General features: G+C 53.3%; 20 protein-coding genes. 16 read left to right on the forward strand and 4 right to left on the reverse strand.

Going from position 1 to position 20,645, the window contains the following annotated elements; all coding sequences use genetic code 11:
* Genes hybA through hybG form a run of 7 tightly spaced genes read left to right on the forward strand, consistent with a single transcriptional unit; the run spans position 1 to position 5,443 of the window.
* Positions 1-987 carry a hydrogenase 2 operon protein HybA gene (hybA, locus tag HV237_RS03785; RefSeq protein ID WP_003828357.1) on the forward strand — a complete coding sequence of 329 codons (987 nt, stop codon included), beginning with the start codon at positions 1-3 and terminating at the stop codon, positions 985-987.
* Positions 977-2,155 (forward strand): Ni/Fe-hydrogenase cytochrome b subunit, encoded by a 1,179-nt coding sequence (hybB, locus tag HV237_RS03790; protein WP_016154492.1) that lies wholly within the window; start codon positions 977-979, stop codon positions 2,153-2,155. Before hybA ends, hybB begins: the two co-directional genes overlap by 11 nt.
* Positions 2,152-3,855 (forward strand): hydrogenase 2 large subunit, encoded by a 1,704-nt coding sequence (gene hybC / locus HV237_RS03795; RefSeq protein WP_003024476.1) that lies wholly within the window; start codon positions 2,152-2,154, stop codon positions 3,853-3,855. Before hybB ends, hybC begins: the two co-directional genes overlap by 4 nt.
* Entirely contained in the window at positions 3,855-4,349 is a 495-nt protein-coding gene (locus HV237_RS03800) for a HyaD/HybD family hydrogenase maturation endopeptidase (protein ID WP_016157468.1), read from the forward strand. Before hybC ends, HV237_RS03800 begins: the two co-directional genes overlap by 1 nt.
* A complete protein-coding gene (gene hybE, locus HV237_RS03805; protein WP_016154490.1) occupies positions 4,342-4,830 on the forward strand; it encodes a hydrogenase-2 assembly chaperone in 489 nt (162 codons plus the stop codon). Before HV237_RS03800 ends, hybE begins: the two co-directional genes overlap by 8 nt.
* A complete protein-coding gene (hypA, locus tag HV237_RS03810) occupies positions 4,823-5,164 on the forward strand; it encodes a hydrogenase maturation nickel metallochaperone HypA (RefSeq protein ID WP_047358638.1) in 342 nt (113 codons plus the stop codon). Before hybE ends, hypA begins: the two co-directional genes overlap by 8 nt.
* Before the next feature lie 30 nt (positions 5,165-5,194).
* On the forward strand, positions 5,195-5,443 hold the full coding sequence (gene hybG, locus HV237_RS03815) for a hydrogenase maturation factor HybG (RefSeq protein WP_003024459.1): 249 nt from the start codon (positions 5,195-5,197) through the stop codon (positions 5,441-5,443).
* 50 nt (positions 5,444-5,493) lie between these two features.
* On the opposite strand, the gene yghU is transcribed toward hybG, so the two are convergent.
* Positions 5,494-6,360: a glutathione-dependent disulfide-bond oxidoreductase gene (gene yghU / locus HV237_RS03820; protein WP_047358637.1), complete on the reverse strand. Its 867-nt coding sequence runs from the start codon at positions 6,358-6,360 to the stop codon at positions 5,494-5,496.
* A gap of 218 nt (positions 6,361-6,578) precedes the next feature.
* On the opposite strand from yghU, the gene HV237_RS03825 reads away from it, so the two are divergent.
* Together HV237_RS03825 and gss are read left to right on the forward strand one after the other, a co-directional pair.
* Positions 6,579-8,867: an FdhF/YdeP family oxidoreductase gene (locus HV237_RS03825; protein ID WP_047358636.1), complete on the forward strand. Its 2,289-nt coding sequence runs from the start codon at positions 6,579-6,581 to the stop codon at positions 8,865-8,867.
* A gap of 153 nt (positions 8,868-9,020) precedes the next feature.
* On the forward strand, positions 9,021-10,883 hold the full coding sequence (gss, locus tag HV237_RS03830) for a bifunctional glutathionylspermidine amidase/synthase (RefSeq protein WP_047358635.1): 1,863 nt from the start codon (positions 9,021-9,023) through the stop codon (positions 10,881-10,883).
* 180 nt (positions 10,884-11,063) lie between these two features.
* Here gss and HV237_RS03835 read toward each other — a convergent pair whose 3' ends face one another.
* From HV237_RS03835 to HV237_RS03845, 3 genes are read right to left on the reverse strand one after another with little or no spacing between them, the layout of a single operon-like run.
* Entirely contained in the window at positions 11,064-11,603 is a 540-nt protein-coding gene (locus HV237_RS03835; protein WP_046276180.1) for a redoxin domain-containing protein, read from the reverse strand.
* 41 nt (positions 11,604-11,644) lie between these two features.
* Complete coding sequence (locus HV237_RS03840) at positions 11,645-12,385, reverse strand: hypothetical protein (RefSeq protein ID WP_047358634.1); 741 nt, start codon at positions 12,383-12,385, stop codon at positions 11,645-11,647.
* Between the two features lie 8 nt (positions 12,386-12,393).
* Positions 12,394-12,633: a hypothetical protein gene (locus HV237_RS03845; protein ID WP_016154483.1), complete on the reverse strand. Its 240-nt coding sequence runs from the start codon at positions 12,631-12,633 to the stop codon at positions 12,394-12,396.
* Between the two features lie 183 nt (positions 12,634-12,816).
* On the opposite strand from HV237_RS03845, the gene HV237_RS03850 reads away from it, so the two are divergent.
* The 7 genes from HV237_RS03850 to hcp all read left to right on the forward strand — a co-directional run bounded on the left by HV237_RS03850 (position 12,817) and on the right by hcp (position 20,594).
* The gene (locus HV237_RS03850; RefSeq protein ID WP_047358633.1) at positions 12,817-13,404 is read left to right on the forward strand and encodes a MarR family winged helix-turn-helix transcriptional regulator; all 588 of its coding nucleotides are present in this window, start codon (positions 12,817-12,819) and stop codon (positions 13,402-13,404) included.
* Positions 13,405-14,268: 864 nt separating this feature from the next.
* Positions 14,269-14,766: a type VI secretion system contractile sheath small subunit gene (gene tssB / locus HV237_RS03855; RefSeq protein WP_047358631.1), complete on the forward strand. Its 498-nt coding sequence runs from the start codon at positions 14,269-14,271 to the stop codon at positions 14,764-14,766.
* A 33-nt stretch (positions 14,767-14,799) separates the two neighbouring features.
* The gene (tssC, locus tag HV237_RS03860; RefSeq protein ID WP_047358630.1) at positions 14,800-16,347 is read left to right on the forward strand and encodes a type VI secretion system contractile sheath large subunit; all 1,548 of its coding nucleotides are present in this window, start codon (positions 14,800-14,802) and stop codon (positions 16,345-16,347) included.
* Between the two features lie 17 nt (positions 16,348-16,364).
* On the forward strand, positions 16,365-17,705 hold the full coding sequence (gene tssK, locus HV237_RS03865; protein ID WP_047358629.1) for a type VI secretion system baseplate subunit TssK: 1,341 nt from the start codon (positions 16,365-16,367) through the stop codon (positions 17,703-17,705).
* Positions 17,702-18,391: a type VI secretion system protein TssL, short form gene (gene tssL, locus HV237_RS03870; protein ID WP_047358628.1), complete on the forward strand. Its 690-nt coding sequence runs from the start codon at positions 17,702-17,704 to the stop codon at positions 18,389-18,391. Before tssK ends, tssL begins: the two co-directional genes overlap by 4 nt.
* Positions 18,388-20,097, forward strand: coding sequence for an OmpA family protein (locus HV237_RS03875; RefSeq protein ID WP_047358627.1), 1,710 nt, complete (start codon positions 18,388-18,390; stop codon positions 20,095-20,097). The genes tssL and HV237_RS03875 overlap by 4 nt, the downstream gene beginning before the upstream one ends.
* Positions 20,098-20,102: 5 nt before the next feature.
* Positions 20,103-20,594: a type VI secretion system effector Hcp gene (gene hcp / locus HV237_RS03880; RefSeq protein WP_033758542.1), complete on the forward strand. Its 492-nt coding sequence runs from the start codon at positions 20,103-20,105 to the stop codon at positions 20,592-20,594.
* The last annotated feature ends 51 nt before the right edge of the window (positions 20,595-20,645 follow it).

Raw genomic sequence — 20,645 nt, forward strand, 5'->3', positions numbered from 1 at the left:
GTGAACAGACGTAACTTTATTAAAGCAGCCTCCAGCGGGGCATTGCTGTTGGGCGCTGCGCCGTCCATCAGCCATGCGGCTGCAGAAAACCGTCCGCCGATCCCTGGTTCTCTTGGGATGCTCTATGACTCGACGCTGTGCGTAGGCTGCCAGGCCTGTGTCACCAAGTGTCAGGATATCAACTTCCCGGCGCGTAACCCGGAAGGCGAGCAGACCTGGTCGAACAACGACAAACTGTCACCGTATACCAATAACATCATCCAGGTGTGGCGTAGCGGAACAGGCGTTAACAAAGACCAGGAAGAAAACGGCTACGCATACATTAAGAAGCAGTGCATGCACTGTGTCGATCCGAACTGCGTCTCCGTTTGCCCGGTCTCCGCGCTGAAGAAAGATCCGAAAACTGGCATCGTCCACTATGACAAAGATGTCTGCACGGGCTGTCGTTACTGCATGGTCGCCTGCCCGTACAATGTGCCTAAGTATGACTACAACAACCCGTTTGGTGCGCTTCACAAATGTGAACTGTGTAACCAGAAAGGTGTTGAGCGTCTGGATAAAGGCGGTTTACCGGGTTGTGTTGAAGTGTGCCCTGCTGGTGCGGTGATTTTTGGTACGCGTGAAGAGCTGATGGCTGAGGCGAAAAAACGTCTCGCGCTGAAGCCTGGCAGCGAATACCACTATCCGCGTCAGACGGTGAAAGCAGGCGATACCTATCTGCATACGGTACCGAAGTATTACCCCCATCTGTACGGCGAGAAAGAGGGTGGTGGCACACAGGTTATGGTACTGACGGGCGTTCCTTACGAGGATTTGGATCTGCCGAAACTGGATGATCTTTCAACCGGTGCGCGTTCCGAACATGTTCAACATTCCTTGTACAAGGGCATGATATTACCCCTGGCTGCGCTGGCGGGCTTAACCGTGCTGGTTCGTCGTAACACGAAAAACGACCATCACGATGGAGGAGACGATCATGAGTCATGATCCTAAACCGCTGGGCGGAAAAATAATCAGCAAACCGGTCATTATTTTTGGGCCGCTTATCGTCCTGTGTATGCTCCTGATCGTGAAACGTCTGGTCTTCGGATTGGGCTCAGTCTCCGATCTGAACGGCGGTTTCCCATGGGGTGTATGGATCGCGTTTGACCTGCTGATTGGTACCGGCTTCGCGTGCGGTGGCTGGGCTCTGGCGTGGGCGGTGTATGTTTTCAACAGAGGACAATACCATCCACTGGTACGTCCGGCGCTGCTGGCGAGCCTGTTTGGCTACTCGCTGGGTGGTCTGTCGATCACCATTGACGTCGGTCGTTACTGGAACCTGCCGTATTTCTACATTCCGGGCCACTTCAACGTGAACTCGGTACTGTTCGAAACGGCGGTCTGTATGACCATCTATATCGGCATCATGGCGCTGGAATTTGCTCCGGCTCTGTTTGAACGTCTGGGGTGGAAAGTCTCTCTCAAACGTTTGAATAAAGTGATGTTCTTTATTATTGCCCTTGGCGCACTGCTGCCAACTATGCACCAGTCTTCAATGGGTTCATTGATGATTTCTGCGGGCTATAAGGTGCATCCGCTATGGCAAGCTTATGAAATGTTGCCGCTTTTCTCCGTATTAACCGCTTTTATTATGGGCTTCTCGATCGTCATCTTCGAAGGCTCGTTGGTACAAGCCGGGCTGAAAGGTAATGGTCCGGACGAGAAAAGTTTGTTCATCAAGCTGACGAATACCATCAGCGTACTGTTGGCGATTTTCGTGGTTCTGCGCTTTGGCGAACTGATCTATCGCGACAAGCTGTCCTATGCGTTCTCAGGCGATCTTTACTCCCTGATGTTCTGGATTGAAGTCGTGCTGATGGTCTTCCCGCTGGTGGTGCTGCGCGTCACTAAGCTGCGTAACGACTCGCGCATGCTGTATCTGTCTGCGCTGAGCGCATTGCTGGGTTGTGCGACATGGCGTCTGTCCTATTCGCTGGTGGCGTTCAATCCTGGTGGTGGCTACCACTACTTCCCGACCTGGGAAGAACTGTTGATTTCTATTGGTTTTGTGGCTATTGAGATTTGTGCATACATCGTACTCATTCGTCTACTGCCGATACTTCCTCCTTTAAAACAAAACGATCAAAATCGTCATGAGGCGAGCAAAGCATGAGCCAGAGAATTACTATTGATCCGGTAACCCGTATTGAGGGTCATTTACGCATCGACTGCGAAATCGAAAATGGCGTGGTATCTAAAGCATGGGCTTCCGGTACCATGTGGCGCGGCATGGAAGAGATCGTGAAAAACCGCGATCCGCGCGATGCCTGGATGATTGTGCAGCGTATCTGTGGCGTTTGTACTACCACTCACGCTATCTCTTCCGTTCGTGCAGCAGAAAGCGCGCTGAATATTGATGTTCCGGTGAACGCACAGTATATCCGTAACATCATTCTGGCCGCGCACACTACGCATGACCACATTGTTCACTTCTATCAGCTCTCTGCGCTGGACTGGGTGGATATCACCTCTGCACTGAAAGCAGATCCAGCGAAAGCGTCTGCCATGCTGAACGGCGTGTCCTCCTGGCACCTGAACAGCGCAGAAGAGTTCACTAAGGTTCAGAACAAGATCAAAGACCTTGTTGCCAGCGGTCAGTTAGGCATTTTTGCCAACGGTTGCTGGGGTCACCCGGCAATGCAACTGCCGCCAGAAGTGAACCTGATTGCGGTCGCTCACTACCTGCAGGCGCTGGAATGCCAGCGTGATGCTAACCGTGTTGTGGCGCTGTTGGGCGGTAAAACGCCGCACATTCAGAACCTGGCGGTAGGCGGGGTTGCTAACCCAATTAACCTCGACGGCCTTGGCGTGCTGAACCTTGAGCGCCTGATGTATATCAAGTCCTTTATCGATAAGCTGAGCGACTTCGTTGAGCAGGTTTACAAGGTTGATACCGCGGTGATTGCTGCGTTCTACCCTGAGTGGCTGGAACGTGGTCAAGGTGCGGTTAACTATCTGAGCGCACCGGAATTCCCGACTGACGGTAAAAACGGCAGCTTCCTGTTCCCGGGTGGTTACATCACCAATGAAGATCTGTCGACCTATCGTCCGATCACCTCTCACTCCGATGAGTACCTGATCAAAGGGATTCAGGAGAGTGCGAAACACGCGTGGTACAAAGACGAAGCGCCGCAGGCTCCGTGGGAAGGCACAACGGTTCCTGATTACACCGGTTGGTCAGATGACGGCAAGTACTCCTGGGTTAAAGCACCGACCTTCTACGGTAAAACGGTTGAAGTGGGTCCGTTGGCCAACATGCTGTGTAAACTGGCTGCCAAACGCGAGTCTACCCATGCCAAGCTGAATGAAATCATCGCGATTTACACCAAGCTGACCGGTAAAACTATCGAAGTGTCACAGCTGCACTCTACGTTGGGCCGTATTATTGGCCGTACCGTTCACTGCTGTGAACTGCAGAACGTTCTGCAGGATCAGTACAACGCGCTGATTGTGAACATCGGCAAAGGCGACCACACCACCTTCGTGAAACCGGATATCCCGGCAACGGGTGAATTTAAAGGTGTCGGTTTCCTCGAAGCGCCGCGCGGTATGCTGTCTCACTGGATGGTGATCAAAGATGGCATTATCAGCAACTACCAGGCGGTAGTACCGTCTACCTGGAACTCTGGCCCACGTAACTTTAATGATGAAGTGGGACCGTATGAGCGCTCGCTGGTAGGTACGCCGATTGCCGATCCAAACAAACCGCTGGAAGTGGTTCGTACCATTCACTCCTTCGACCCTTGTATGTCATGTGCGGTGCATGTGGTGGACGTTGATGGGAACGAAGTGGTCTCAGTTAAGGTTCTGTAATGCGGATATTAGTCTTAGGGGTCGGCAATATTTTGCTGACCGACGAAGCCATCGGGGTACGTATCGTTGAAGCATTAGAACAACGGTACGTCCTGCCAGACTTTGTTGATGTTCTGGACGGTGGTACGGCTGGGATGGAGCTTCTCGGTGATATGGCGAACAGAGATCATCTGATCATTGCTGACGCCATTGTGTCGAAGAAAAACACGCCAGGAACGATGATGGTCCTGCGGGATGAAGAGATCCCGGCGCTGTTTACCAACAAAATCTCACCGCACCAGCTTGGTCTGGCCGACGTATTGTCGGCCCTGCGTTTCACCGGCGAGTTTCCGAAAAAGCTGACGTTAGTCGGTGTTATTCCGGAATCGCTGGAGCCGCATATCGGACTAACGCCAACGGTTGAAGCGATGATTGAACCTGCGCTTGAGCAGGTTCTTGCCGCGCTTCGCGAATCAGGTGTTGAAGCGATCCCGCGGGAGGCGGCTCATGTCTGAGGAGTTTGTCGGTTTTCAGACGGCCCCGAAGATGCAAATTCAGGCAGCGTTTGAAGAGGTTGCCCGGCGTTCAATGCACGATCTCTCTTTCCTGCATCCGAACATGCCGGTATATGTCTCTGAATTTACGCTGTTTGAAGGACAGTGGACGGGGTGTGTTATCACGCCCTGGATGCTCAGCGCACTGATTTTCCCCGGACCGGACCAGATCTGGCCGGTGCGTAAAGTCAGCGAAAAAATCGGACTGCGTCTGCCGTATGGCGAGATGACCTTTACCGTTGGTGAACTGGAGGGCGTATCGCAATACCTTTCCTGCTCACTGATGTCGCCGCTTTCGCACAGTATGTCGGCGCAAGAAGGCATGCGTCTGACTGACGATTGCGCGCGAATGCTGTTATCGCTGCCGGTTAGCGATCCGAATGCGCCGCAGCTTAATCGCCGCGCGTTGCTGCTGGGTCGTCGGAACTGCGAAAATGCATGAGCTGTCCCTTTGTCAGAGCGCGGTTGAGATTGTTCAACAGCAGGCAGAGCAGCACGGTGTCAAACGTGTAACCGGTGTTTGGCTGGAAATCGGGGCGCTCTCCTGCGTTGAAGAGAGCGCCGTTCGTTTCAGTTTCGACATCGTCTGTCAGGGGACGCTGGCTCAGGGTTGTGAGCTGCATATTGATTACAAGCCAGCCCTGGCATGGTGCTGGGATTGCAGTCAGGTTGTGGAAATCACCCAGCATGATGCGCAGTGTCCACAATGTCAGGGCGATCGCCTGCGGGTTGATGCTGGCGATTCACTGAAAGTGAAAAGTATTGAAGTCGAATAACCCATAGGTTGCTATGGGGCGGAGTCAGATATGTGTATTGGAGTCCCTGGTCAGGTTCTGGCCGTTGGTGAAGATATTCACCAGCTTGCGCAGGTTGAAGTGTGCGGCATCAAACGTGATGTCAATATTGCCCTGATTTGTGAAGGTGATACAGCTGAGCTGGTCGGGCAATGGGTGCTGGTGCACGTAGGGTTCGCCATGAGCATCATTGATGAAGATGAAGCTAAAGCCACGTTAGACGCACTTCGCCGCATGGAGTACGACGTCACCAGCGCGTGACAAATCCTGAATGAAATTGCCGGATAGCGGTTGCCATCCGGCAATTTATTTTAGTTCTGGCGCTTATCTTCGGTATGGGTATCGAAGTCGCTGGCGTCATGGCGTTCATGAAGCTGCTCGTTCAGCGGTCCGTTAGTGCGGTTTACAATACGACCACGCTTAACCGCCGGACGCGCTGCAATCTCTTTTGCCCAGCGTTGTACGTGCTTGTAGCTTCCTGCGTCAAGGAACTCTGCTGCGTCGTAGACGTTGCCCAGAACCACATTGCCAAACCATGGCCAGACCGCCATATCGGCAATGGTGTATTCATCTCCGGCCACAAACTGATGTTGCGCCAATTGTTTATCCAGCACGTCGAGTAAGCGCTTGGCTTCCATGGTGAAGCGATTGATAGCGTACTCAATTTTTACCGGAGCATAGTTATAGAAGTGGCCAAAGCCTCCGCCGAGGAACGGTGCTGCGCCTTGTAACCAGAACAACCAGTTCAGCGTTTCGGTGCGTTTTGCCAAATCCTGCGGCAGGAAATAACCATATTTTTCCGCCAGATAGAGCAGGATTGCGCCAGATTCGAATACGCGAACCGGTGGGTTTTGCGAGTGATCGCGTAGCGCCGGTATCTTCGAGTTCGGATTCACCTCAACAAAGCCGCTGGAAAACTGATCGCCATCGCCAATGCGGATAATCCAGGCATCGTATTCCGCGCCCTTCACCCCCTGCGCCAGCAACTCCTCCAGCATGATCGTCACTTTCTGCCCGTTTGGCGTACCCAGCGAATAGAGCTGCAGCGGATGTTTGCCAACCGGCAGCGTTTTCTCGTGGGTGGCTCCGGAAACCGGGCGGTTGATATTGGCGAATGCGCCCCCGTTCGATTTTTCCCACGTCCAGACTTTCGCGGGCTGATAGGTATTGTCTGACATATTGACCTGCCTTCTGAGTGGTTGTGTTGATGCAGTGTAGCAGTTAGGTAGAACTCAATTTAACAGATTGGAACTTTATGTCGCTTTGTGCTGAAAGGGGAAGATAAATCTAACCCGTTCATTGTACCCGCTCCGTACTCCATGAAGAGGAAATCAATGTTGGACGGAAATTGCTACCGTATTCGCCATTAAAAATTGGCGGTGAATAAGCAGTAATAATGAAAAATGGTGTTCCAGGAGTAAGCGGTTATCAGGGCCCGGCGGGTGGGTGGGGCGCGGTAAAAGCCGTCACTGCTTCGGTGTTTTCGCAAAAGGCTGTCGCCCGCGACATTATCGCGATGTTCAAAATGAACCAGGTGAAAGGGTTCGACTGTCCGGGCTGTGCGTGGCCGGACCCAGGGCACCGTGCGCCAATGGAGCTGTGCGAAAATGGCGTTAAGGCGGTCTCCTGGGAGACAACCAGTAAAAAAGCGTCACCGGAATTTTTCAGCCGTCACCCGGTTTCCACACTCTGGCACTACAGCGATTATGAGCTGGAAAATATCGGTCGTTTGACGCATCCGATGAAATACGATGCAGCATCAGATACCTGGCAGGCGGTGGATTGGGATATCGCCTTCCAGGAGATAGGCGAGCGTCTGCGCAGCTATGATTCACCCCAGCAGGTTGAGTTTTACACCTCCGGCAGAACGTCAAATGAAGCGGCGTTCCTGTATCAGCTTTTTGCCCGTGAATATGGCAGCAGCAACTTTCCTGATTGCTCAAACATGTGCCACGGACCGACCAGCGCAGGGCTAACGCCGGCCATTGGCCTTGGAAAAGGGACCGTTGAACTTGACGATTTTGACCATTGCGATCTGGTGATTTGTATCGGGCATAACCCTGGCACTAATCATCCACGTATGCTGACCACCTTACGCGACGTTGCCAAATGCGGGGCTAAAATTATCTCTATCAATCCGCTGAACGAAAGGGGGCTTGAGCGCTTTAGTTTCCCGCAAAGCCCGAAAGAGATGTTCACCGGTCAGTCGACGCAACTGAGCAACGACTACTACCAGGTAAAAATGGGCGGTGACGCCTCGCTGCTCAAAGGCATCATGAAGGCGCTGATCGAAATGGATGAAGCGCGGATCTTACTGGATCAGCAACCGACACTCGATCATGCGTTTATCGATGAGCATACCGCTGGATATGCAGCGTTGTATGATGACTTACGTCAGCATAACTGGGCGGAGCTGGAACAGGACTCGGGCCTGACGCGCAGTCAGATGGAAGACCTGGCACACAGCTACAGTAAATCTCGTGCCACTATTATTTGTTATGGTCTGGGCATCACCCAGCATAAAAACGGTACTGAGAACGTCCAGCAACTGGTAAACCTGCTGCTGCTGAAAGGCAATATGGGTAAGCCTGGGGCGGGGATCTGCCCGTTGCGCGGTCATTCTAACGTGCAGGGCGACCGTTCCGTGGGGATCAACGAAGCGGCATCCGAAGATTTCCTGCAACGCCTTGAGACGCATTTTTCTATCCGTGTGCCGCGTACACATGGCCGCTCCAGCGTGGAGAGTATTCGGGCCATCGAACGGGGAGAGGCAAAAGCGCTCATTTGCATGGGTGGCAATCTGGCGGTGGCGATGCCGCAGCCGCAGCGTACCTTTGCGGCGATGAAAAATTTGGATCTGCAGGTCCATGTTGCGACCAAGCTGAACAGATCGCATTTGCTGCTGGCAAAGCATAATTATCTGCTGCCTGCATTAGGTCGAACGGAGCGCGACATTCAGGCGACGGGGATCCAGTCGGTGACCGTCGAAGACTCGATGTCGATGGTCCATGCTTCCTGCGGCGCGCTGAAGCCAGCTTCCCGCTGGTTAAAATCGGAGCCCGCGATTGTGGCGGGCATGGCACACGCAACTCTGCCGCTTTCGCCGATCAACTGGGAAGCGTTAACAGGGGACTACGCGCTGATCCGTGACGCCATTGAAGCCGTGATCCCGGCGTTCCACGATTACAATGCCCGTATTGCCGAGCCGGGCGGATTTCGTATGGATACGCCCGCTTCGCGCCGTGAATGGCGAACGGCGAATGGTAAAGCCAACTTTATCGTCAGCCATCAGCGGGCGGTAGAGCGAGAAAATCAGCCTGCCGATGCACTGGTTCTGGCGACGCTGCGCAGCCACGATCAATACAACACCACTATTTATGGTATGAACGATCGCTACCGTGGCATTACCGGTCGTCGGGATGTGGTGTTTTTAAGCGCTGAAGAAGCGGCGACTCGCGATCTGAGCCAGGGAGATGTGGTCAACGTTCAGGCGCTGGACGACCGCGGCCAGCCCTGTGCGGATCGCATTATGTGCGGCTTGACGGTGGTGATTTACAACATGGCGGTGGGCTCAATAGGCGCTTATCTGCCAGAAGCGAATGTCCTGCTTTCGCTGGATGCGGTGGACACACAAAGTTTGACTCCGGCGTATAAAAGCGTACCGGTCACCCTGACAAAAACGTAGTTCCTGCTGTGAATTTTTCGCCTCTGAGCGCCAGCCGCTGCGTTGAGGTGTATGATGATGTTGACCTCTGTCCGGTTAGTGTCGCAGAGCAGGCAATCAGAGCGAAAAATTCACGCCAACCTGCTCAGGCTGTATTGTTTTGAGGTAAGGTGCATGAGCAAAGGAACGACCAGTCAGGATGCCCCATTCGGGACATTATTGGGCTACGCCCCAGGCGGCGTAGCAATCTACTCTTCAGATTACAGCTCCCTCGACCCACGGGACTACGACGATGATGCGGCATTTCGCAGCTATATCGACGACGAATACATGGGCCACAAATGGCAGTGCGTAGAGTTCGCACGCCGCTTTCTCTTCCTTAATTATGGCGTGGTTTTCACCGATGTGGGCATGGCCTGGGAGATCTTTTCCTTACGCTTTCTACGCGAAGTGGTGAATGACAATATCCTGCCGTTACAGGCATTTCCGAATGGTTCACCCCGCGCGCCGGTAGCCGGTGCTCTGCTTATCTGGCAAAAAGGCGGTGAGTTTAACGATACCGGCCATGTGGCGGTCGTCACCCAGTTGCTGGAAAACAAAATCCGTATTGCCGAACAGAACGTGCTCCATACGCCGTTGCCTCCCGGACAGCAGTGGACCCGCGAACTGGAGATGGTGGTTGAAAACGGTTGTTACACCTTGCGTGATACCTTTGACGACACCACCATCCTTGGCTGGATGATCCAGACCGATGATACCCGTGACAGCCTGCCGCAGCCGGAGATCGCCAACGACTCGTTGAGAATTGGCGGCGCGCGACTGGAAGATAACGGGCAGTTTGACGGTAAATGGCTTGATGAACAGGATCCGCTGCAGAAAGCCTACGTGCTGGCGAACGGCCACGTTATTAATCAGGATCCGCATCAGTACTTCACCATTACCGAGAGTGCAGAGCAGGAGCTGATCAAAGCCACCAACGAGCTGCACCTGATGTATCTGCACGCGACCGACAAAGTGCTGAAAGATGACAACCTGCTGGCGCTGTTCGATATCCCGAAAATCCTCTGGCCGCGTCTGCGCCTTTCCTGGCAGCGTCGTCGGCATCATATGATTACAGGACGTATGGATTTCTGTATGGATGAACGCGGACTGAAGGTGTATGAGTACAACGCCGATTCCGCATCGTGCCATACCGAAGCTGGTTTGATCCTCGAAAGATGGGCCGAGCAGGGCTATACAGGACAGGGACACAACCCAGCTGAAGGATTGATCAACGAACTGGCGGGGGCCTGGAAGCACAGCCGCGCGCGTCCTTTTGTCCACATCATGCAGGATAAAGATATAGAGGAAAACTACCACGCTCAGTTTATGCAGCAGGCGCTACGTCAGGCCGGGTTTGACAGTAAAATTCTGCGTGGCCTCGATGAGCTACGTTGGGATGACGCCGGTCAGCTGATTGACGGGGACGGTCGTCTGGTGAACTGCGTCTGGAAAACCTGGGCGTGGGAAACCGCGATTGAGCAGGTGCGAGAGGTCAGTGAAACGGAGTACGCCGCGGTACCAATTCGTACCGGGCATACGAATCAGGAAGTGCGTTTAATCGACGTGTTGCTGCGCCCGGAAGTGCTGGTCTTTGAACCTCTGTGGACGGTGATCCCTGGTAATAAAGCGATTCTGCCGATCCTGTGGCAACTGTTCCCACACCACCGCTATCTGCTTGATACTGATTTCACTGTTAATGAAGAGCTGGCGCAAACCGGTTATGCAGTGAAACCTATTGCAGGACGTTGTGGCAGCAACATCGATCTGGTGAGCCATCAGGAAGAGTTACTGGATAAAACCAGCGGTAAGTTTGCCGAGCAGAAGAACATTTATCAGCAGCTTTGGTGTCTGCCAAAAATTGCTGGTAAATATATTCAGGTTTGTACCTTCACCGTAGGCGGTAACTATGGGGGGACCTGCCTGCGCGGCGATGAGTCGCTGGTGATTAAAAAAGAGAGCGATATCGAGCCGCTGATTGTAGTGAAGGAAGAGTAATCTTTTTGCGAGTGCTTGATTGAAATGCGAAAAGCCGGAGTATATCTCCTAATGCTTGTCAGTTTAGCTTTTGATGGCAACCGTAATGCATAGCGTTGCGGTTTCTTTTTCACTGCCCGGGGATAATGTTTCACCCTTCCCACGGGCAGGAAAAAACTCTCCGCCATATCCAGTATCTCATTATGTAGTGGCACACTGCCCATCACTGCACCCTGATGCCATAGACGCGTCCTCGGAAACAGACAACGACTCATTCAATAACGCCCCGATTTCTGCTCCCAGCGCGAGGTCGTCTACCTGACCAAAATATTGCTGGCGTAGGTATCCCTGCTGATCAATTAACGTCAACGTAGGTGTACCGCGCATAGCGTAGGACAGCATGGTCTGGGGGACATCATTGTCAGGAGACGGCATATCCACCCCGACGGGGAAAGGGATGCGGTATTCTGATAGAAAGGTTTCCAGTGCCTGTGCGGTCATTACCTCATGATGCTCAAAAACCGTATGTAGGCCAATAACGGCCACTTTATCCGGTGGAAAAGTGGCATACACACGTGAAACCTGCGGCAGTCCATGGGAAACACAGCCAGGACACAGCATCTGAAATGATTCCATTACCACGACCTTGCCGCGTAATGATTCCAAGGTTATCGGCTGTGATGTATTAAACCAGCGTTCAATTGTCAATGTTGGTGCTCGCGGATGGCGAATGATATTCATGTTAACTCCAGAACCCGCACTGTGGTGCGGGTTAATTTCCGTTACTGGTTTACTTTCCCCGGCAGCGTCAGCTTGCCAGAGGCCACTTTAAATACATCCTCGACGCAAAGTAGCGGCGCATGAACGGATGCATTAACTCGTAGCCCGGCAGTTACGCCATCAAACTGGCTGGCAGTGACCACGCCAATATTATCGAACGGAACTTTCACTTCTACAGTTTCACCTGTCAGCGTAGGATTCCAGCCCGGACTGTCCAACAGTACCGGCAAGCCAGGCCAGGTTTTTGGCAGCCGGGGTTTTTGTCCCTCAGGAATATCAACTACGGCCAGTGCGCCAGGCCCGCAGACCTCGTTAGGCTTCAGCACCACCCAGTGGGTATGCCACAGATCGCCATCATTGTTGCGGTTACCATCGCCATTTTCATCATACAGCGGCGTATCATCCAGATCAGGATGGGATGTTACCGCCAGCGCCAGGATACAGGCCTTATGTTCAAATCCCACTTCATACGGATCGATCGTTGTCGGCCAGACATAAGAGAAAATTTCCGTTCCCGCCAGCTTACCTGTTACTGCAGGCTTACTTTTACCTGCCTTGCCGGAAACTGCCATATGGAAGGTGGCAACATTCCCTTCGGTAGTGACTTTAGTGTGCACAATATCAAACTCAGCCAATACAGCCTTGTCGGTGCTGGTTTTAATACCGCCCTGATGAGGCTCATTGCCATGTGCACCGGCAGAGGTGGCGATAGCCATTGCTAATACAATCGCAATACGTTTCATTTTTATCCTTAAAGCAGATCTTTAATAAACGCACCAAAGTTGATGTGAAGCGGGATACCGCCATCCAGTACCAGGGCTGGAACAGATTGCACACCAGCTTCGATGGCCTCATTCAGTCGCGTTTTATCATTTCCGAGATGAACGATTTCTACCGTGTATTGAGCGGGATCCAGTGCCAGTGCGATTTGGTGTTCTGCATCTACGCATACCGGGCAACCTGCATGAAAGAAAACGGCTGTTTTACTCATGATGACTTTCCTTGTGTAATATCAAATGGTATCGAATCGATACCATTTGATATTACACACACACTGAAAATATTGTCAATATGGTTTTGAATCGATACTATTGATGACAGTAAATCCCCATCGTTAGAAAGTCTGGACGTTTGCTTATCCAGCACGTATCCCGGCAAGCAGAGGCAGGTAACTGTGACACTCTTTGATATTCTTGAACGCCTGGTGAGCCTGCAAATGGGCAGCTTTTATCGCCATCCGCAACTGAAAGGACTCCCCACAACATGGGTTCAGATTCTTTTCTATTTAACGCGATGCAATGGTTATTCCAATACGCCCGCTGCAACAACGGAATACCTCGGGCTGACTAAAGGCACGGTATCGCAGTCCCTGAATAAACTAGAGCGTGAAGGCTGGATTAGAAGAGAAAATGACGGCAAGGATAAACGGGTTGTCCATCTGGTTCTGACATCCAAAGCGAGTGAAGTGATGCATACCATCATGCAGGAGACACTGCAGGAGCCTTGGGATTCATTAGCTTTTTCTGAGGAACAACTGAAAACAGTTTTTCTGGCCCATCTGCGGAGTATGCAGAAAAATCAGGGGGCCAGAATGTTTGGTGAGTGCCGTTTTTGCCGGTTTCATCAGTCGATAAATGGGCATCCCTGGTGTGGTCTAACAGAAGAGCCAATTCCCATGGAAAGCACCACATTAATTTGTCGTGAATTTGAGGAACCGGAAAATAGTTGCAGCGTTAGCGATCAGAACGAGAGAAAGGGCTAGATACTGGCTTTTGAACGGGTAAAGTGCGGACATAAAAAAATCCATAAAATGGTATGCACATTCTCTGGATTTTGTAGTGGAACACTGAATTTGGCCACCTGAATAGAGGTGATATGCTCACTCTGCCACGTGTTCGGGGTTCATCGCAGCAGTTAACCCCCCTGAAAAACCAGACGGCAGACGGGCTGTATTACGCCGTCAGGTTCTGGCGTTGCATAACATCAACCATGTTTTGCTGGCGCAAGAAGTATCGTGACCATGGCAACGCTGAGAGGCTTCCGGATGAGGGCAAGCTGATTGCACCGATTGAATTTCTTGTGACTGGCGATTTGTCATCGTGTATGGCGGTTTTCCATGTCCGTGCACTCCTGGCCGTCATGCTGAAGCCTGACAGGAGCGCCATACAGCCCTGACATTAAATGAAACGCTCTCTTTCGGGACATAAAACCGATTATGTTCCTGATGCTTTCCTTATGGCTATTGCAGTGTTTCCCACATGAAGCAAGGCTATGACTTACTGCCCCCTTTGATTTCTTTCTGATCTAAAACCATTTCCTTGAAAGCGCATTGGTGTTTTTAACTTTCTTATATTGATGTAGATCAATTCAAGATCCATTTATCAATAATTATCCGTTCATTTTAACTACTGCGACATAAATGTTTGTTTTGTGTGTTGGTAATAGTCCATTTTACTGACATTTCAGCACTATTCACTATTAACATTTAGAGGAAAATTCCTAAGAATTTACTTAAAATAGATTAAAGATCTGTAAGTTTGATCTATTGTCGATCATTGTTCTATTATCGCATGTAGAGAACTTTCGTTTGAAAGATGCACGCAGCGATAAACCGAGGGATGATGAGATGGCTGATAGTTTCCAGAATGAAGTGCCAAAGGCACGTATTAATCTAAAGCTTGACCTGCATACAGGGGGAGCCAGCAAGAAAACTGAGCTCCCTATGAAATTACTGGTGGCGGGTGACTTCAGTAATGGTCAGGAATCTGCACCACTGTCTGAGCGCAAAAAAGTTAACTTGAACAAAAATAATTTCGACTCAGTTCTTTCCGAATATTCCCCAAAAGTCAATCTGACCGTTAAAAACACGCTCGCCAGTGATGGTAGCGAAGACAATATCAGTCTGATATTCCAGAGCATGAAAGATTTCACCCCGGAGCAGGTTTCCCGACAGATCCCTCAGCTGAAGGCAATGCTTTCCATGCGTAACCTGCTTCGCGATTTAAAAGCGAACCTGCTGGACAATCAGGCTTTCCGAAAGGAGCTGGAAAAAATTCTGCTCGACCCGGCGTTAAGCGCAGAACTCCGCTCAGAGCTGTCTGCTCTGGCACCTAAACAGCCATAACGGTCACGATGATTTAACGGATTAAAAAGGAAGATGCTGATGTCTGTAAAAAATGAGAATGCGACTGGTGGCGAAAGCGTGGTGCTGGAACGTCCTGTTGCGGGCGGGGTTTATGCGTCCCTGTTTGAAAAAATCAACCTGAACCCGGTCTCTGAGCTGAGTGCGCTGGATATCTGGCAGGACGCGCAGGCGATGTCGGATGCGACTGCGGATGAGCGTCTAACGGCGGGGATGCAGGTATTTCTCGAATGCCTGACGAAAGCGGGCTCAAAAGTTGAAAAACTCGATAAAAACCTCATTGACCACCATATCGCAGAGCTGGACTACCAGATTAGCCGTCAGCTGGATGCGGTAATGCATAGCGAAGAATTCCAGGCTGTGGAGAGCCTGTGGCGCGGCGTGAAATCCCTGGTCGACAAAACTGATTTCCGTCAGAACGTGAAGGTTGAACTGCTGGATATGTCCAAAGAAGACCTGCGTCAGGACTTCGAAGACAGCCCGGAAATCATCCAGAGTGGACTGTATAAACATACATACATTGATGAGTATGACACCCCGGGCGGTGAACCGATTGCCGCGCTGATTTCCGCTTACGAGTTTGATGCGTCTGCGCAGGATGTCGCTCTGCTGCGCAATATTTCAAAAGTGTCTGCCGCAGCGCATATGCCGTTTATCGGCTCTGCCGGCCCGAAATTTTTCCTCAAGGATTCAATGGAGGAAGTGGCGGCCATCAAAGATATTGGTAACTACTTTGACCGTGCGGAGTACATCAAGTGGAAATCCTTCCGCGAGACGGACGATGCCCGCTATATCGGTCTGGTGATGCCGCGTGTACTGGGTCGTCTGCCTTATGGTCCGGACACCGTGCCAGTGCGCAGCTTCAACTATGTGGAAGAAGTGAAAGGTCCGGATCACGACAAATACCTGTGGACTAACGCCTCGTTTGCTTTTGCGTCTAACATGGTTCGCAGCTTCATCAACAACGGCTGGTGTGTGCAAATCCGTGGCCCACAGGCCGGTGGTGCCGTGCAGGATCTGCCTATTCATCTGTACGATCTGGGCACCGGCAATCAGGTCAAGATCCCGTCAGAAGTGATGATCCCGGAAACCCGCGAATTTGAATTCGCCAATCTGGGCTTCATTCCGCTGTCGTACTACAAGAACCGCGACTACAGCTGCTTCTTCTCCGCCAACTCCACCCAAAAGCCAGCGATTTACGACACCGCGGATGCGACCGCCAACAGCCGTATCAATGCCCGTCTGCCGTACATTTTCCTGCTGTCGCGTATTGCACACTACCTGAAGCTTATCCAGCGCGAAAACATCGGCACCACCAAAGACCGTCGTCTGCTGGAGCTTGAGCTCAACACCTGGGTGCGCAGTCTGGTGACCGAAATGACCGATCCGGGCGACGAGCTGCAGGCCTCTCACCCACTGCGTGATGCAAAAGTGGTGGTGGAAGACATCGAAGACAACCCGGGCTTCTTCCGCGTGAAGCTGTACGCCGTACCGCACTTCCAGGTCGAAGGGATGGACGTCAACCTGTCACTGGTTTCCCAGATGCCGAAAGCCAAGTCATAAGCTAAGGCAGGAAGCCAATGAAAACGGAACAACCGTTATGGGGCAGGGGCGTTATGGTCTCTCCCCAGCACTTCCAGCAACAGGCCGCATACGCGGCCTGGTCTGCGGAATGCATTGCCCGACTGGGCCTCTCCCATCCCTGGGGGATGATTGATGCCACTTTCGAACCGGATGCACTGAAACTGGGCCGCCTGCAGGCCCGTCATCTGCACATCCGTTTTCCCGACGGCACGCTTATCGACACGGATAATGCCGACTCCCTGCCGCCGGTGCTGGCGCTTGAGGGCGAATCACAGGAAGTGGCGGTGGTTCTGGCGCTTCCGCTACTGCGGGCAAATGGCGGCAACTGTCTTAAACCCGATGAGGTGGCCGAGCGCCCTGTGCGTTATCGCCAGCGCTGGCGGGATGTCCGTAACGCCTTTGGGGACGATACCCGCCAGATTGCGGTGATGCAGCCCGAGCTGACGTTGCGTTTCGCCCATCAGAACAACAGTGATTACCTGACCTGTCCGGTCGCCCGTCTACAGCAGGATTCACAGGGGAGCTGGGCACTCGATGAAACCTTTCTTCCGCCACTGCTGGCTCTGCAGGGCAGCCGCTGGCTGGTGACCCAGCTGGAACAGCTGATGATGCAACTGCGTGCCCGTCTGAGTCGCCTGATGGACATGCGTCGTGAAAGTAACGAGCGCATGGCCGATTTTGCCGTGGCTGACGTGTCTCTGTTCTGGTTGCTCAATGCCCTGAACAGCGCAGAACCCGTGCTCGGACAGTTTCAGCGACACCCGCAAAGTCCGCCGGAGCGTCTGTATCCGGAGCTGGCAAGGCTCGCGGGCAGTCTGCTGACCTTCTCGCTGGAACACCAAGTGAGTGCTATTCCTGTCTGGCAGCATGAGCAACTGAATAACGTCTTCCCGCCGCTCTTTGACCTACTGGGTGACCTGCTGGAAGCCAGCCTGCCGTCGCGGGTGGTAGCGATTGAGCTTGAGCATGATGCCCGGCTTCACTTCTGGCAGGCCCGTCTGCATGACCCACGCCTGCGCGAAGGGGCGGATTACTATCTCTCCGTGCGTTCACCGATACCGGTGGCACAGCTGCAGGAACAGTTCCCGCGCCAGTGCAAGGTCGGCAGTCCGGATCATGTCAGGAGTATCGTCAATTCATCACGGGTGGGTGTGCCCCTGATGCCCCTGCGTCATGTGCCGGCCGCCATCCCACTGCGTCTGGAAAACCAGTATTTCAGCCTCGATGTCTCTCATCCTCTGGCCAGCGAAATGCTTCAGGGCGGCACCTGTATGTTTTACGTTCCGGGCATGCTCGGCGAGCCTGAACTTGAACTCTTTGCGGTACTGAGAACATGAGTGAGCCTAAACGCAGCGCTGCTGCGTCCATTGATATTGATGCCCTGCTGCAGGACTCCTGGTTGCAGGTGATCAGCCTGCGTCACGGTCCGAAGTTTCAGGATGGAGAAGGGCGCATGTTGTGGGAGCGCTGCATTGCTGATGTCGAACGCGTGCAGCGTGAGCTGAAAGCGAGCGAACTCGATGAAGCCAGCTGTCAGCATATTCTCACTGCACAGTGTGCGCTGCTTGATGAAGCCGTCAAAGGTCGCGGTGTGGAGGATGATGCCTGCCTGCAGTGGTATGACATTCCTCTGCAGGGGCACTTCCTTGGCACCATGGATGCCGGTGATACGCTGTGCGATCGGATGCGCGATGTGCTGCGTGAACCGGCGCCCGACCACGCTGTTGTGACCTGCTTCCAGCGGGTCATGATGCTGGGGTTTCTCGGCAGTTTCCGCTCGCTGAACGATCCGGAGCGCCAGAAACTCGTCAACGCGCTCAGTGAACATGTCACGCCGTTCAGCTATCCGCAGGCTCACCCGATACTGGCAGAAAGCCGTACCGGACGAGGAATGGGTGGTTGGCTGGCGTCATGGCCCGTGCGTATCGGCCTGAGCGTGATGGTAGTCGCCGCACTCTGGTGGGGACTGGATCACTGGTTGGATCAGACGCTGCTGACCCTGCTACCGGGAGCCGTGAAATGAGTCCTGAACAACAGCGCGGGCTTGCGTTATGGGCCGCCCTGCTGAGTGCAGTGGTCTGCCTGGGTTTCCTGCCGGTGTCCCGACTGGTTTCTGTGCTTGTTCTGTTGGCGATGCTGGGGCTTATCCTGGCGTTCTGGTATGTCGCCAGTCGTCGTGTGGAGCATGACGTCACCCTGCGTCTGGATGACCTCCCGGAAGCCACTTATCGTCAGCCCGTGGTGTTGGTCTGTGGCGATCTGCCGCTGGCATGTATGCAGCAGTCACCGGTGCTCACTGTCACGCAGGGATGCTGGATCCGCGTGGAGGATCATCAGGATCTGGAGCAGGCAGCCCGCCAGGTACTGTGTTTGCGACCTGACTGGGGTCGCCAGCTGTCGGTGATGGTCAGCGTCTGTCCACAGAAACACGCCGACAGCGAGCGCCTTACCAGTCGTCTGCTGGCCCTGCGCTGGCAAATCAGCCAGTTGCGTAAAGAAACCGGGCATTCCGTGCCGCTGGTTCTGAATGGTCAGGTTGGCAGTGCGATGACGAATGATCTGCTCTGGCAGGCGGCTATCCCGGGGGAAGGGGTGAGGGTCTGGCGTGAATCTTCAGCGCCGAGTTCAATCGCTACATGGGTCACCACCGGTGGGTCGCCTGCGATGCAGCAACAGGTGTTGATGAACAGCCTGATGAGCTGGTTCCATCAGCACGTCAAAGCTGTCTTTATGGATAAGAACCCCGACGTTCCTGTCATTGAGCCTGTCGCGGTGCTGTGGGGAATGGGACCGATCCTTGCCGGAAGTCTGGCCACATCTGCCTGGACTGCGTGGCTTTCCCGTCACACTGCGATGCAGCAGGTAGCGGGCTGGCAGCCGGTAGGAACGGACAGTACGGTTATCTCCCCCTTCCCGGATTTTATCCTGCCACTGCTGCCCGAAGGGCGAGGCCTGACGCCGCGTGGGCGAGCCTTCCGTTGTGCGCTCGGGATTTTCACGCTGGCGGCCATTGCTGCGCTGCTCAGTAGTGGCTGGAACAATCGCCAGCTGCTGCAGCGTGTGAGCTTCGATATTGCCCGCTATGACCGTATCCCGATGCATGATTTCGGACCCAAAGCCGATGCTGTTGCTGTCCTGCGTGACGATGCGGCAGAGCTGAATGACCAGGCTCGTAATGGCGTACCGATGCGGATGGGGCTCGGTCTGTATCAGGGGGAGCGTCTGCGAATGCCTGTGCTGGATGCGATCCGTTCCTGGGTGCCTCCACCTCCGCCGTCTGAACCACAGCCGAAATCCAAACCGGTACCGAAAATTGTCCGCCTCGACAGCATGTCGCTGTTCGATTCCGGTAAATCCGACCTCAAGCCGGGCTCCACCAAAATGCTGGTGACCTCCCTGGTTGGCATCAAAGCTAAACCGGGCTGGCTGATTGTGGTGTCAGGTCATACCGACAACACCGGCAATCCAAAACTGAACCAGACGCTTTCACTTCAGCGTGCCGAAGCGGTACGCAACTGGATGCGTGACACCGGCGATGTGCCGGAGAGCTGTTTTGCGGTGCAGGGCTATGGCGAAAGCCGCCCGATCGCAACGAACGACACCCCGGAAGGGCGCGCACTTAACCGTCGTGTCGAAATCAGTCTGGTACCGCAGGCCGATGCCTGTCAGATACCGGGCAATCCCCAGGCGTCATCGGATGATGGCGCAGATAAAACTGTAATGGAGTAAATCACATGGCAATTCCTGTTTATCTTTGGCTGAAAGACGACGGCGGCGCGGACATTAAAGGTTCTGTGGACGTTCAGGATCGTGAAGGCAGCATCGAAGTTGTCGCTCAGGAGCATAACCTGTACATCCCGACCGATAACAACACCGGCAAGCTGACCGGTACCCGTATCCACACCCCGTTCCTGTTCACCAAGGAAATCGACTCGTCCAGCCCGTATCTGTACAAGGCGGTGACTACCGGTCAGACCCTCAAGTCTGCGGAATTCAGGTGGTACAAAATCAACGACGCGGGCCAGGAAGTGGAGTACTTCAACACCAAACTGGAAAACGTGAAAGTGGTGAAAGTGAATCCTGAAATGTATGACATCAAGGATCCTTCTAAAGAGAAGCACAACCACCTTGAGCGCATTGAACTGCGCTACGAAAAAATCACCTGGACCTACAAAGACGGCAACATCATTCATTCCGATTCCTGGAACGAACGCGCCACCGCGTAAGCCTGATGCGGACGGGGTTTCCTGTCCGCATTTTTTTGCTGAGAGCCTGTC

This window comes from Citrobacter sp. RHBSTW-00570 (assembly GCF_013739755.1).
Taxonomy (GTDB): domain Bacteria; phylum Pseudomonadota; class Gammaproteobacteria; order Enterobacterales; family Enterobacteriaceae; genus Citrobacter; species Citrobacter braakii.